A 12965-nucleotide genomic window follows, 5' to 3' on the forward strand; every position below is an offset into this window, starting at 1 on the left:
GGTTTTTTATACACCTGTATTAGTTACAACATACAATATCCACTGATTAAACCTGGCTGAAACTTTCGTGCCTTTGATGGAGCTGGGCAGGAAGAAAAGGGCGGATTTGGTAACGGAAAGGTAAATGTTTTGATCTGCACTTGCTTGAATATGTGATTTGGATCGCGTTTAATATCCAGGCTCTCCATTTTAGCCTGAATAACCATGATTGTACGACCACAACAGCACTGGCTGCCCCTGATCTTTGTCTGGCACGGCTCGGTGTTAGCAAAAATAACATCCCGGCTGCTGCTGAACTTCCTGCTGTCTCTCGCCGTACTGCTGCTTTTGCCCTGGTACAGCTCGCTCGGTATCCATCTGACCATTGCGCCCTTTAGCATTCTTGGCGTGGCTATCGCGATATTCCTCGGTTTTCGCAACAATGCCTGCTACGCCCGCTATGATGAAGCGCGGCACTTGTGGGGCCAGCTGGTTATCGCCCAGCGCTCTCTGCTGCGGGAAGTGAAAATTGCCGGGGGAGAAGGGCTGGATACCCGTGATTTTGCCCGACTGCAGACCGCATTTGCCCACAGCCTGCGTATGACCCTGCGTCGTTTTCCTCAGGCGCAGACCCTCACCGAATATCTCCCGGCGGAAGCGGTCACGAAGGTGGTGGGAAGCCACTCCCCGGTTAACCGAATTCTGCTGTTGATGGGCGAGTGGCTGGCGCGAGAATACCGCCAGCAGCGCTTTTCAGATATGCAGTTTCACAGCATGAACCAGAGAATGAACGATCTTTCCGTGGTGCTGGCAGGCTGTGAACGCATCGCCAATACGCCGGTGCCATTCGCCTACACGCTGATCCTGCACCGCACGGTCTATCTGTTCTGCATTATGTTACCTTTCGCCCTGGTGAGCGATCTGCATTATATGACGCCCTTTGTCTCGGTGCTGATCTCCTACACTTTTATTGCGCTGGATACGCTGGCGGAAGAGCTGGAAGAGCCGTTTGGTCTGGAAAATAACGACCTGCCCCTGGATGCCATCTGCAACGCGCTTGAGATCGATCTTCGACAGATGAATGACGAGGCAGACGTTCCTGTGAAAATGCAGCCCGACAGACGCTATCAGCTGACCTGATAGATAAAAAGCCGGGCGTTAAGCTGTTATTAAGATTTACCCCGTTAAATAAAGGCAGGATCGTTAACGGGGAAAAAATGATGAAAATGACAATGATAGTTATCCTGACGGCCATAATGCTGCTGTCGCTGGCCGCCACGGCCTGGGACTTCTCGTTTATTGCGGGACAGTCGCAGGTGGTGATGGCGGCGGATCGCGATCTGCCGCGCTAGCCGCGAGAGATTTCTTTCCGGCTTCAACGTATTTCAGCGTACCTACCTCCAGCACCCTATAGCGGCCATCTTTGTAGGCGATTTTGACCACGGCAGCATTGGAGAGCGGTTTATTTTTAGCCGTATCCTCCGTCAGATCGGATATCATGATCTGCATCGCGGTTCCCGAGGAAATGGCGAGGACGTGTTTATCCCCATGGGCTTTCGCATCTTCGACAATGCTGGCCAACGCTGCCTGGGTACGCGTTTTAACCCGGTCGTAATTTTCTGCAAGCCCTTGCGGGTCGGCTTTCGCCAGCGCATTCTGGTTATCCCGTACCGGAAGCTTGCCCGCTTTCATCGCGCTGAACAGCGCGGCACCGTCAGCCAGCCCTAGCTGCTGCGCACCCGCGCTGGCCATATCTTTATTATAACCGCCTTCAAACCCACCAAAATAAGCTTCACGCAGGCCTTCCAGCTCAGTAAGGTGGTAATCAGTCACTTCGGCTTGCTTTAAAATGACCGCAATGGTTTCACGCTGGCGACCCGCATCACTGGAATAAAAACGCGTAAAAGGGATACCTTTCAACCCTTCACCCAGATAGCGCGCAACCTGCTTGCCTTCCTCGGTAAGGGGGGAGTCAGCCCAACCCTGAACGCGGTCTAATGTGTTTAACAGCGTTTTTCCGTGGCGAGCGAAGTAGATATTGATCTCTTCATCCGATTTAACATGGGTCTTATCTTCAGCCATCAGCGGCTGGCCGACCGTTGAAATAACAAGCAAAGCGAATAGCCATTTTTTCATCTGTCACGTTCCCTCTGTTTTATACGCAAAAAAACCTGCGTTCTTTTTCGCGAGCGAGAGTTCCGATCGTGAAGAAAAACGCAGGTTTTGCCTGTTCATACAGTAACAATCCAGTGAGAACAGACCATAGCACTGATAAAAATGTGCGAATGTGAGCGTGTTCATATCCTAAATTTTGCACCCTGGTTTACCACTTGCCTGATCTATATCAAACAGCGTCACATAACTCAGATTAATTCGTAAAGCGGGGCCGTTTTTCGCCGTTAATACAAGGAGTAAGCACCGCATATCTACAGGCCAGATCGTCACTTTGTTGACCTGACATGGTAGTCAGCAGGTGTTTATTTTCAGTAACGGCATCTCCGTACGCGATCGGTCGATCCATGTCCAATAACAGCAATATTGGCCGATCATTGGCGTCACGGAGAGTTCTCATCTTTTATGGCAGGACAAGATATATGGGCCTTCTTCAACGAGTCAGGTTATCCCGTCGTCTGGTTTTACTTTCCGCTTTCTTCGTGGCGGCGATGTTACTTATTGTTCTTGTTTGTATTAACGCACTACACAACCTCAGCGAGCGTGAAAGGTTTGTTTATGAGGAGCGGGCGGTTCCTGTTCAGATCCTCAACACCGCGGCGCGCCAGATGGCAACGCATTTCCGCCGTTCATACTCTTATGTTTTTCCCGGCGCACCGGGCTCACGTCCACAGACCATCGAGCTAAACCAGAAGGCAGAAGCGGATATTCAAAAGGCCATCAGCTATCTCAGCGCCCAGCAGGATCCGCAGCTGAAGGCGTTTAGCCAGGCGGCGGAACAAGCCTGGCCTCAGTACAAAGCGTCGATGGCTAAAGTCTATGCGCTCTCCGATGCCGGTGATAACGAAGGTGCGCTGCGGGAGATCGCCTCCGGTACCGACAAGCTGCATGTGATGGTGCGTGAGCCGCTGTTAAAAGTGGCCGATATCTATAACCACGCGGTGAAAACCAGCAGCGATGAAAGTATCGAACTGGTTTCCCATACCGCCACGGTGCTGATTGCCCTGATTGGATCGGCGTTGATTATTGGTACCGGCCTGAGCATTTCGATCTATCGCTCGGTATCTCGTCAGCTTGGCGGCGATCCTCAGGTGGCCATGTCAATGGCGCAGTATATTGCCGCAGGCGATCTTTCTGACCGGAATGAAGTCAAATCGGGAGATACCAGCAGCCTGTTATACCAGTTGACCCTGATGCGGGCGCAAATTGCCAGCCTGATTGTCGATGTACAGCAGGCTTCGCATACGGTCGCGCTGGCCTCCGGGGAAATTGCCGACGGCACCCAGGAACTTTCCCGCCGCACTGAATCCCAGGCTTCGGCGCTGGAAGAGACCAGTGCCTCGATGGAACAGCTTTCATCCACGGTGCAGCAGAACTCCGACAACGCTCAGACGGCCAATCAACTGGCGAAACATGCCTCTGGCGTAGTGGCCAACGGCGGCGAGATCATGTCTCAGGTGGTCAATAATATGAAAGCTATCCACGACAGCAGCTCGAAAATCTTCGACATTATCAGCGTCATCGACGGGATTGCATTCCAGACCAATATCCTGGCGCTCAACGCCGCGGTCGAAGCCGCACGGGCAGGAGAGCAGGGCAGAGGCTTTGCGGTGGTGGCCGGTGAAGTACGAAATCTGGCCCAGCGCAGCGCCGATGCGGCCCAGCAGGTGAAGAACCTGATCACGGAAAGCGTCGACCGCGTCGATGAAGGCTCCGCGATGGTCAACCGCGCCGGGGAAACCATGGATGAGGTCGTTATGTCCATTCGTAAGGTGACCGATATTGTCGGGGAAATCAGCTCCGCCAGCCGGGAGCAGAGCGCCGGGGTCAATCAGGTCGGTGACGCTGTCACGTTAATGGACCAGGATACCCAGCAGAATGCCGCCCTGGTTGAGCAGACCGCGGCTGCGACCGTGAGCCTGCAGGAGCAGGCGGCACAGCTGCTGGAGTCGGTGTCACGGTTTAAGTTGAAAACGGCGTAAGGCTGCTGATGGCAAAGCCCTGGTCGTATGGCCGGGACTTTTTGCAAAAAGTGCTGTTTTTACTTCGAACGGCAAGATCTAATGGATCTATTGGAGTTAATGGATTTAATATGCCTTCTATCGAATCCAAAACACCCGGTAAGGAACCAGCCATGTTTAAACTCTGCAACAGCAAAACGGAAATCTCGTCTGGCATTAAAGCGTTTGCAGGCGGGATGCGCGGCAATCCCGATCATCCTGTTTACGCACAGTCTGGCAAATATAAATGCTGGTACGCGATCAAAGATGAAAAGGGCGAATGGATCTTTGGCCCTAGCAAATTTATTGGCTATGCGGGGATGAGCGTCGCCGCCTATATGGATAATCAGCCTGAACTTGACGGAAAATTGACGGAAAAGCAGCTTGTCAAATTCTCCGAAGAGGTTGATGAAGAGATGCATTCCTTATTATATGACCGGCTTTTTGATAGCTTAAGTCGGGTTAATCGCACCCCCGGAAAGTCAGTCAAAATAAAAATTGTTCCTGTTGAAAAAGCCGTTCAAACGATGTCTGTTAAATATAAAAACACGGATAAATGCGACTTTTACCAACTCATTGATAGGAACTCGCAGACGCTCATTGATGGGATCTCGCAACCGCCGGCGCTCAGCAGCCTGAGCATTGCAGGCGATAAAGTTAAATTTGACTTAAAATATGGCGACTATAGCTATGTCGTTGAATTAAATAAAACTACTGCCGAATGGCTCTGCGAAGGCAAGGCGAAGCGTCGGGAAGACGGTCAGGTTATCGATTGCACGGCACTGCTGGTTTTTGACGAGGGTAGCGTGGAGATTTTCGGGCTTCGCTGGTTCGAAACTGGCGATAATTATATGTGGTCTGCCTATGCTGAAGAAATCCAGAGTGAATAACATAAAGCCAGATATAAATCAGTCGGTTGCCTGAAATGGCAACCGACTTAAAAAAACGCCTATCGATATAATCGATAATTTAGTTTGTTAATACTCATTATCTCTCTATTAATTTAACCACACCCCGATCAATACACTGCGTTTACTTATCGCAAATGGCGCATCGGTGGTGTGGGATTTGGCTTGAGAATATTTGCGACTCGAGCTGAATATATCTAATAAAACTTAACGACTTACCGTGATTTCCAATACAATGACGGGGAAATATTTTATTCATATTCTGCCATTTTTTCAAATGGAGCCTGAGCTAGTTCCTGAACCTTCCTTATAAATAATGATTTTTAGGAGTTTGAAAATGGCTAAAAGCAATAAGGCAGTACAGACGCAACAAGACATGTGGTGCCGGGCAGCAGTTGATATGAGAAAGATCTTCTTCACCATTATGGCGTTAGTGTTTCTCTTCAGTTCACAGAATGCGATGGCGGCCTATCTTGATTTCTCCCCGAACTGGGATGCGCCATCCACAAAACCGATGAGTAAAAGGGCTGCCACTAACGTCGTCATGCAATGCAAAACCGTCGCGGCTTATAGCAACATGGCCGGAGCCAGATCGGGTGCCATGGTTGTCGCGGGTCCTCATGAGACCGCGACGGACAAAAAACGCATCTGACGGTGCGACTCTACAAAGACAACGTGCATGAAAAGTCATGCCACGTGTATACAGGGAAGAACATGGACTACAGCAGCTGTAACTGTGAGTATGTCGATTAACATGACATTTTGAAGCGCCTGATTCTGCAGGCGCTTTTTCTTTACGGAGAAACCTGGCAAAACAACCGTGCCGGTGGGCAGTCGCGGTATAAGATGGCCACGGTGATGGTATCAGCACGGGAGAAGGCATTGTCAGAGGCCATCAATAACCAGGGCAATGACGACCACTAAATGCTGGATTCTTCCTTACGCCCCCTAAGTGCGCATAATGTATATTATGTTAAATTGCATATTTGAGTTCCACGCCGCTACAGCCAGAGCCTCCCACCATCACCTTACCCCCTCCAACAACGTCTCCAGCCACTGCGTAAAGACCCGGACTTTTGGCGAGATATGTCGATGCGGATACAGTACGGATAGTCTCCGCGCCGGAACCGGATTCCCTGGCAACACTTCTACCAGGCGTCCGTCATTAATATAAGGCCGCAGAAAGAAATCCATTCCCTGCAGTAACCCCAACCCTGTCAGGCCAGCCACAATGTAGACTTCTGAGTTATCGAGCACCAGTTTCCCCGGCAGATGAATCTCCTCGATGCCGGATGGTGTCTGAAATACCCACGGCATAATTTGCCGACTGTTGACGTTGAACCAGTTAACGCCCTGGTGATGCTGCAGATCGTCAAGCGTTTCAGGTACACCGTGTTCGGCAAGATATGCCGGACTGGCACAGGTGATCAGTTTTACGTTACCCAGTGAGCGCGCAACATAGTCACCATCTTCCAGCGCACCGACACGCACAATGCAATCCAGACCATCACGCAGCATATCTTTACGCCGGTCGGAGCTGCTGAGCACCACTTCTATTCCGGGATAGGCGCGATAAAAATCAGGCAGATTGGGCACAACCAGCAGTGTGGCAAGCGATACCGGCATATCGATACGCAGTTGCCCGGATAGCGAACGGCCGGCGGAAAATGACCCCAGCAAATCATCGGTTTGTTCCAGCAATGGCTTACTGCTGCGGTAAAACTCTTCCCCTTCAGGTGTCAGGTTAATGCGTCGGGTTGTCCGGTGTAACAGACGCACGCCGCAGTGCAGCTCCAGCTGCTGCAGCGCTTTGGTCACTGCCGGTCGGTGGATTTGTAAGTTCTCCGATGCCTGGGAAAAACTGCCTGTCTCGACGATCTCAATAAAGATCCGCATTAACTCGTAAACATTGATCTGCATGGTGTACTTCTCTGTCGGGTTGGAACGCCAGCTTATTGTTACTTATTTAGTAAAAGTGATGAAGCATATTCGCTATTTTTAAGAATAAAAATGGCGTTTAGACTAGCGCTATTCCGGATAAAAAATCCGCCTTAGTGCTTGTCTGATAAAGGAAAATACTTCATGCAAAATCACAGTGTCTGCCACATTCTGGGTATTGAAAAAAACGTTATTCAAGGGCCGCTTTCGTGGCTGACCGATGCCCGCCTGGTTGCTGCAGTCAGCAATGCAGGAGGTCTTGGTGTCCTGGGACCCAATGCCGGGTTAACGGCGGAAACCGCGGTATCCACCCCGGAAGCGACCGCCGAAAAAATGCGCGAAGAAATTCGCAAGACCAAAATGCTGACCGAGAAACCTTTCGGCGTGAATCTGATCCCGATGGCTGAAAATGACATCTGGACGCCCTCCATTGTTAACGTTATCAAAGAGGAAGGCGTACATGCCGTGGTCTACACCGGCTACGGCGAGGGATCGCTGATCCCTGCCCTGTTTGATGAATTGAAAAATGCGGGCATCAAAATCATCTATCGGGATATCAATCCCTCCCCGGAAAATACCCGCATCGCGGAAGCCGCCGGCGCCGATATCATTGTCGCTACGGGATTTGATGAAGGCGGTACATTACCCGGCGTCGCATTAGGTACATTTTCCATTGTGCCGCTGATCGCCGACGCGGTGAAACATATCCCCGTCATGGCCGCGGGCGGCATTACCGATCGCCGAACCGCCAGAGCCGCTCATGCCCTTGGCGCGCAGGGCGTATTTGCCGGTTCGGCATTTATCAGCACCGTTGAAAGCCGCGTACCGCAATCAGTGAAAGACAAAATCGTCGCCGCCAACGGGCTGGACATGCGTCTGTTCCGCACGTTACCGGATTACTATCGTTCGCTCCCGGGCAAACTGGCTGACAAACTGGTCGCGCTGGATAAATCGGGTGCCAGCAAGGAAGAACTGGCTCAGGTGATGGGAGGATTACGTGGTCTGCGTCTTGGTATGCTTGAAGGTAATACTGATGACGGCTATATCTCACTCGGTACAGGTATCGGGAGCATTCACAGCGTGAAAAGCGTTGCCGATGTCGTCGCTGAACTGCACGTTTAACATCAATAATGCGATGGCGCGCCGGATGCCGTGCGGAGCGCCATTGCGGCCTGCCTGCGCCATAAAATTATTTATCCCCCTGTGAAAATAGCGTTGTTAGCGCCCTCGCCCCGGATCCGTCAAACTTCACCTTCGCCTGCATACCGCAAAGAGTGTTAAATGCAAAACGACGCCGGGCTGTTAGGCTTTTACGATTCACACCGGAGATATTATGAACACGATTATTGACCTGTTTAACGACCACAAAAGCGAGCGCAGCTTTACCGATAAAGCCATTGATGACGCCACGCTTGAACGTATTATCAGCACAGCCTACCGTGCCCCGACTTCAGTACACTCCCAACAGGTCTCGGTCATTGTCACACGCGATGCACAGAAGCGCGCGCAGATTTCACAGATAGCGGGCGGCCAGCCGTGGATTGCCAAAGCTCCGGTGTTCATCACCTTCGTGCTGGATATGTACAAAACGCAGGTTGGCATGAAGCTGGCAGGCAACGAACAGGTGGCGCATCAGAGCATTGAAAGTCTGGTCGCAGGTGCAACCGATGTGGGTATCGCGCTGGGTTCGGTGATGGCCGCGGCCCGTTCCGAAGGGCTGGGAATCGTACCGATTGGCGGTATCCGTCTGCACCCGCAGGCAATGATCGATCTACTTGAGCTGCCGGAACATACCTTCCCCGTGGCGGGCGTGGTGATTGGCCACGTTGATGTCCCTTCGCATCACAAACCGCGTCTTCCGTTAGAGACGTTCCGTCATGACGAAGTCTATGCCGCCGATGGCCTGGAAGAGAAAATCACCCGCTACAACCAGCAGATGACCGATCACTGGCAGGCCATTAGCCGCACCGATGGGGAGACATGGAGTGAAAGCGTGAGCGGCTATTACCAGCACATTTATTTCCCGGACGTGCTCCCCGCACTTCTGAAACAGGGCTTTGGCGTGGATAAATAATCCGTGACAGATGGCAGCCATGATATGGCTGCCGAACGGCTTTTTAGCGCGCTGTCCTTATCCTTTTCAGATAATCAATCATATCCCACTTCCAGACAAATCTATTAACGAGATACAAAGCGATTAAATAGATCAGGGAGCTGAAAAAGCTCATGATAATCCCTATCAGGGACGGGATTAACAGGACGGGAATGAAGAAGTAACAGACAATCTTTTTCCCAAAGCCGCCAGGGCGAACGGCTATGTTATAAAGCGCAATGGCAATAACGATGAAATAAAAAGACATGATCGTCATCGCCGACTTTAGCACGCCGCGCAGATTAAAATCATCAGGATTACCGGCAAACATCCCGCTAAAATAACCTACAAATAAAAACATAAAGATAAAACATGCGACGCCGCCATAGACAAAGTACGTCATGAAAAAACCTTTATCGCCCTTCCCCACTGGCGATAAAATAAATGGTTTTGTCAAGAAGGCAAAAATCACCACCATCATTAAATGCATTATTACCGCCTTATCAAAAATCAGCTGCCAAACTGTTTATTACACCACAGGCAAAAGGGATCCGAGGTGGTTTCGCACCAGATCTCGGGAGTCTCTCCCACGATCTGTGCGGCATTCTCTGGCCGGGTAATATTAAACGTCTCTTTTAACCATTCCAGGAACGAAGCATTGAGTTCCCCGCCTTCATGTACCTCTTCAGGCGATAAGGAAAAATCGTACACCATCCCGAGCTCATTGTATCCCACCGCAAGCAGAGAGAGAAAATCTCTGGCATTACGGGCGACGATGCAGCACAACTGCGAACCCGAACCGGAGCCAAGATGCACAAATCTGACCTGCCTGTCATCGTCAAGCCACATGCCCAGCATCGAACCGTCCGCGCCGCTGGAGGCAAAAATCACCAGTCTTGCGGCGATTTCTTCCGTCACTGCGGGCACATCGAACCAGTAACGAAGGGCATCATGGTAGGACGCGGTGAAGGTGACATCCGGTACGTTATCCCACTCCTCGCTAATTCTTCCGCCCAGGAAACCACTGTCATACTTTTCAATTAACCCGTTTTGTTCTATCCAGTGATATAAGGCTGATATTTCAGCCGGAATGGTTATTTTAGTTTCTGTTATGGTATGAAGCTGTTCCAGTAAAGCAGACATTGCATATTTATCCTTATAGATAAAAGAGGCCGCCTGTGGGAGTGTTCCCATAAGCGGCCCTGGTCCCTGCGCAGATTTACTTCGGCATCACGCCGTAAGTTCTGAACTCACCGGTCTGATTAATAAACTTATTGTAATACTCATTTTCCGCAACGGTACTGTTTGCCATCATTTTGACAGCGGCGCCGACCACGTCGACTGAAGCCTGATGCAGATCTTTATTCAGCTTGTCATGGATATCCACGTCATCAGAAGTCTGGATCTGTTTAAGCAGGTCGGTTAATTTTGTCGCCTCTTTCTGAGTCTCAGCATCTTTAAACGCCGGCTGCGGGATCTCATAATTAAAGATTCGGTTGATGCTGTCTTTAGCCGCATCTGCGGGCGTTGCGGGCTCCAGTTTCTCACCATATTCCGAAGCGAGATAGGCCAGCAGCTCCGTTTTATCGAAGCATTTGGTTTTAATGTTGCCCTTAGACTGACTACTGGTGGTGATCTCGGTCGGGAAAGCTTCGCCGAGAGGATAACTGCAGTTAAACAGGTTATGGTCAATCAGGACAGCATTGCTGCTGCGAACCGGCATACTGAGCTCATGCCCGTTGATGGTGACGTCATACACGGCTGGCCTGAAGCTTTTCGCGTTCCCTTCCACCGCATAAACTTCCGACATCATATAGTAGACATAGCTATTGGGATTAATAATACCGCCGCTGTTGTTCTCATACACCATAAAGTCCTGCTGCGTCCCTTTAGCCGTTTGCATTTTATGCATGCCCGGCGACAGCTTCAGCATGGCGGCTTTGCCCGGCTCCAGCGTGTAATCCTTGTCATCAACCTTAAAAGTGAGGGTCTGTCCGGTTGGGTTGCTGTACCAGAATTCATTTTTGGTACTGTCCGGATCCAGGCTGTCACAGGCGGCCAACAGTAAAACGCTTGCGCCAAGTACACTTAATTTTGCTGCAGTTTTCATTGTTTTCTTATCCCTTAGGTAAACCAGTTTCCTCGATAAACCCAGCAACTGTGACTTCCCGCGTCGCGATGGTCAATATGCTACCTGAATAACTACTAAAAACAGCGGTTGAACCGTCAGACATCATAAGAGCTAAATGTCCCATCGCCATCGCTTTCACCATAGCGTATATATCCGGTGCCAAAGATAGAGTTGCCGAAATCGCTTTGGTCTATAACTAAACCATGCTGGACAATTGATGGAATGTTATCCTTGTTAATCGATTTGTTAAAACTAGCATTTATAATAAATTTATCTTTCCCGACCAGTTCAATCCCTAACAAAAACTGTGGGAACAGAGCGCCTTTGATCGCGATTTCATTCTGATCTGGATATAACCCTTTGGGTGAGTACTGCGGAAGTCCCGTAGCATGGATGATTTTTGCGTGGTGTTCAATTTCCCAGGGGCCGATTGCATAATCCTGGAATGGCGCAGGAACAAAGTAATGAAAGATCACCTTATCTTTCTTCGCGGATTTTAAAAAATGCAATGCTACGGATTTATCTTTTGATGTTGAGACCAGCATTGTTTCCTTGCGGATACCCGGAGAACCAGCGACGTGCAGAAAGTACAAATAGTAGTCCCGGGCATTGATTTTGGTCTTATCGGTATAACAGGTGTTGATTTTCTTCAGAAAATCATCTTTGGAGTCTGCTCCGAGAAAGTACCGTCTGAATTTATTATCGGTGCATTTTTCGACTCTGGTTGATGATTTGGGGTCTTTAAGAATATTGCAGATACGATCGTGAATAAACGCGAAGGTGTTGTTTGAATGGTCATTGATATTGGTGAGGTAATTCCGCCCCGGCGTAAAAACATCGACTGAAAAATGCCTGGCCTTATCGCCAAAGTAAAATGCTCGTTCATAAATTTCTTTTTCTTGCTCTGTACCAGGATTTTTTATCAGGCGTTTTTTGATATTATGCAGTTGTTCTCCACGGTAAAGCAGTTGCACCTCACCCTGCCCACTCAGCGTCTGTAGATGATTTTCTAAATCTATAAATCGGTTTTTTACGCTATCTGTTACGGGGTTTAATTCACTGTCTACATAATCCATCGTTGAATTTCCTGCCAAACTATTTTCATTCAGGGAGTGGCAGGAAGTTTACGCGGAAAAAAACTGCCAGGCAAAGCCGACGACAAAAAGGCCGTCGGCGATGATGCTGGCTAAGCTTACCCATCTCCGCCAGATCTTTCGCAAGGCCGTGGGACTGACGCCCGCAGCCTGGAAGCGCCGCTACTGTAAAGAGCATATTAATTCGGACTGAGCGGACTATTTCTTGTTCATCATCGCCTTTAAATCGGCAAAGGGATTATAGGTCGCCTCACCCACATCCTTCTGGGCATCGTCACCGGCGATAACGGTTGAACCATACTGGTCGGCTTCGGTGTATTTGGAGTGCTCGTGATCGTGGCAGTACAGGCACAACAGCTCCCAGTTGCTTCCGTCTTCCGGGTTATTGGTGTGATCGTGATCCATATGATGGACGGTCAGTTCGCGCAGGTTTGAATAGACGAATTCGCGGGAGCAACGTCCGCAGACCCACGGGAAGAGTTTCAGCGCTTTTTCGCGATAGCCACTTTCGAGGCGCGTATAGTTTTTCGGGATAATGGCCATATCAGCTCGTTTCCTGGTAACAAAATAAGGTTATTGCTAGTGTCCGGTGAAATCCGGTCTTTATCAATCCTGCAGATATAAAAAAGCCGACGGCATTTCTGACGTCGG

The 12965-nt window shown here is 50.0% G+C and carries 14 protein-coding genes and 1 pseudogene; 8 read left to right on the forward strand and 7 right to left on the reverse strand.

The window, feature by feature from the left end; all coding sequences use genetic code 11:
• The first annotated feature begins 204 nt into the window (after positions 1-204).
• Together EDF81_RS02870 and EDF81_RS24190 are read left to right on the forward strand one after the other, a co-directional pair.
• Positions 205-1119 (forward strand): bestrophin family protein, encoded by a 915-nt coding sequence (locus tag EDF81_RS02870; RefSeq protein ID WP_123346060.1) that lies wholly within the window; start codon positions 205-207, stop codon positions 1117-1119.
• Positions 1120-1205: 86 nt separating this feature from the next.
• On the forward strand, positions 1206-1331 hold the full coding sequence (locus EDF81_RS24190) for a hypothetical protein (protein WP_260232641.1): 126 nt from the start codon (positions 1206-1208) through the stop codon (positions 1329-1331).
• Here the strand turns inward: EDF81_RS24190 and EDF81_RS02875 are convergent.
• Positions 1276-2115 carry a histidine phosphatase family protein gene (locus tag EDF81_RS02875; RefSeq protein ID WP_123346062.1) on the reverse strand — a complete coding sequence of 280 codons (840 nt, stop codon included), beginning with the start codon at positions 2113-2115 and terminating at the stop codon, positions 1276-1278. The genes EDF81_RS24190 and EDF81_RS02875 overlap by 56 nt on opposite strands.
• 458 nt (positions 2116-2573) lie before the next feature.
• Between EDF81_RS02875 and EDF81_RS02880 the strand changes: the two genes are divergently transcribed.
• The 3 genes from EDF81_RS02880 to EDF81_RS02890 all read left to right on the forward strand — a co-directional run bounded on the left by EDF81_RS02880 (position 2574) and on the right by EDF81_RS02890 (position 5711).
• Positions 2574-4133, forward strand: a complete 1560-nt coding sequence (locus tag EDF81_RS02880; RefSeq protein ID WP_123346064.1) for a methyl-accepting chemotaxis protein — start codon at positions 2574-2576, stop codon at positions 4131-4133.
• 8 nt (positions 4134-4141) lie between these two features.
• Positions 4142-5041 (forward strand): hypothetical protein, encoded by a 900-nt coding sequence (locus EDF81_RS02885; RefSeq protein ID WP_148049900.1) that lies wholly within the window; start codon positions 4142-4144, stop codon positions 5039-5041.
• Between the two features lie 355 nt (positions 5042-5396).
• Entirely contained in the window at positions 5397-5711 is a 315-nt protein-coding gene (locus EDF81_RS02890; protein WP_221180802.1) for a hypothetical protein, read from the forward strand.
• A gap of 371 nt (positions 5712-6082) precedes the next feature.
• Here the strand turns inward: EDF81_RS02890 and EDF81_RS02895 are convergent, their stop codons facing one another.
• Positions 6083-6979 carry a LysR family transcriptional regulator gene (locus EDF81_RS02895; protein WP_123346068.1) on the reverse strand — a complete coding sequence of 299 codons (897 nt, stop codon included), beginning with the start codon at positions 6977-6979 and terminating at the stop codon, positions 6083-6085.
• Positions 6980-7141: 162 nt separating this feature from the next.
• Between EDF81_RS02895 and EDF81_RS02900 the strand changes: the two genes are divergently transcribed.
• On the forward strand, positions 7142-8119 hold the full coding sequence (locus EDF81_RS02900) for a nitronate monooxygenase family protein (RefSeq protein ID WP_123346070.1): 978 nt from the start codon (positions 7142-7144) through the stop codon (positions 8117-8119).
• Positions 8120-8330: 211 nt separating this feature from the next.
• Complete coding sequence (locus tag EDF81_RS02905) at positions 8331-9071, forward strand: NADPH-dependent oxidoreductase (RefSeq protein WP_123346072.1); 741 nt, start codon at positions 8331-8333, stop codon at positions 9069-9071.
• Positions 9072-9114: 43 nt separating this feature from the next.
• Here EDF81_RS02905 and EDF81_RS02910 read toward each other — a convergent pair whose 3' ends face one another.
• From EDF81_RS02910 to EDF81_RS02925, 4 genes are all read right to left on the reverse strand, one after another.
• Positions 9115-9579 (reverse strand): hypothetical protein, encoded by a 465-nt coding sequence (locus EDF81_RS02910; RefSeq protein WP_123346074.1) that lies wholly within the window; start codon positions 9577-9579, stop codon positions 9115-9117.
• 20 nt (positions 9580-9599) lie between these two features.
• Positions 9600-10232, reverse strand: coding sequence for a hypothetical protein (locus tag EDF81_RS02915; RefSeq protein ID WP_123347654.1), 633 nt, complete (start codon positions 10230-10232; stop codon positions 9600-9602).
• Positions 10233-10308: 76 nt separating this feature from the next.
• The gene (locus EDF81_RS02920; RefSeq protein ID WP_123346076.1) at positions 10309-11199 is read right to left on the reverse strand and encodes a hypothetical protein; all 891 of its coding nucleotides are present in this window, start codon (positions 11197-11199) and stop codon (positions 10309-10311) included.
• A gap of 116 nt (positions 11200-11315) precedes the next feature.
• Positions 11316-12296, reverse strand: a complete 981-nt coding sequence (locus EDF81_RS02925; RefSeq protein ID WP_123346077.1) for a hypothetical protein — start codon at positions 12294-12296, stop codon at positions 11316-11318.
• A 121-nt stretch (positions 12297-12417) separates the two neighbouring features.
• On the opposite strand from EDF81_RS02925, the pseudogene EDF81_RS24195 reads away from it, so the two are divergent.
• A pseudogene (locus tag EDF81_RS24195) lies at positions 12418-12507 on the forward strand (AraC family transcriptional regulator); the annotation flags it as partial.
• A gap of 5 nt (positions 12508-12512) precedes the next feature.
• On the opposite strand, the gene yajD reads toward EDF81_RS24195, so the two are convergent.
• Positions 12513-12857, reverse strand: coding sequence for an HNH nuclease YajD (gene yajD, locus EDF81_RS02930; protein WP_123346079.1), 345 nt, complete (start codon positions 12855-12857; stop codon positions 12513-12515).
• Between the last annotated feature and the right edge of the window lie 108 nt (positions 12858-12965).

It is taken from the genome of Enterobacter sp. BIGb0383, assembly GCF_003751845.1.
GTDB lineage: Bacteria > Pseudomonadota > Gammaproteobacteria > Enterobacterales > Enterobacteriaceae > BIGb0383.

Coding starts and splice junctions, on each gene's coding strand:
- EDF81_RS02870 (WP_123346060.1), top strand. CDS start 205: ATGATTGTACGACCACAACAGCACTGGCTGCCCCTGATCTTTGTCTGG.
- EDF81_RS24190 (WP_260232641.1), top strand. CDS start 1,206: ATGACAATGATAGTTATCCTGACGGCCATAATGCTGCTGTCGCTGGCC.
- EDF81_RS02875 (WP_123346062.1), bottom strand. CDS start 2,115: ATGAAAAAATGGCTATTCGCTTTGCTTGTTATTTCAACGGTCGGCCAG.
- EDF81_RS02880 (WP_123346064.1), top strand. CDS start 2,574: ATGGGCCTTCTTCAACGAGTCAGGTTATCCCGTCGTCTGGTTTTACTT.
- EDF81_RS02885 (WP_148049900.1), top strand. CDS start 4,142: ATGGCAAAGCCCTGGTCGTATGGCCGGGACTTTTTGCAAAAAGTGCTG.
- EDF81_RS02890 (WP_221180802.1), top strand. CDS start 5,397: ATGGCTAAAAGCAATAAGGCAGTACAGACGCAACAAGACATGTGGTGC.
- EDF81_RS02895 (WP_123346068.1), bottom strand. CDS start 6,979: ATGCAGATCAATGTTTACGAGTTAATGCGGATCTTTATTGAGATCGTC.
- EDF81_RS02900 (WP_123346070.1), top strand. CDS start 7,142: ATGCAAAATCACAGTGTCTGCCACATTCTGGGTATTGAAAAAAACGTT.
- EDF81_RS02905 (WP_123346072.1), top strand. CDS start 8,331: ATGAACACGATTATTGACCTGTTTAACGACCACAAAAGCGAGCGCAGC.
- EDF81_RS02910 (WP_123346074.1), bottom strand. CDS start 9,579: ATGCATTTAATGATGGTGGTGATTTTTGCCTTCTTGACAAAACCATTT.
- EDF81_RS02915 (WP_123347654.1), bottom strand. CDS start 10,232: ATGTCTGCTTTACTGGAACAGCTTCATACCATAACAGAAACTAAAATA.
- EDF81_RS02920 (WP_123346076.1), bottom strand. CDS start 11,199: ATGAAAACTGCAGCAAAATTAAGTGTACTTGGCGCAAGCGTTTTACTG.
- EDF81_RS02925 (WP_123346077.1), bottom strand. CDS start 12,296: ATGGATTATGTAGACAGTGAATTAAACCCCGTAACAGATAGCGTAAAA.
- yajD (WP_123346079.1), bottom strand. CDS start 12,857: ATGGCCATTATCCCGAAAAACTATACGCGCCTCGAAAGTGGCTATCGC.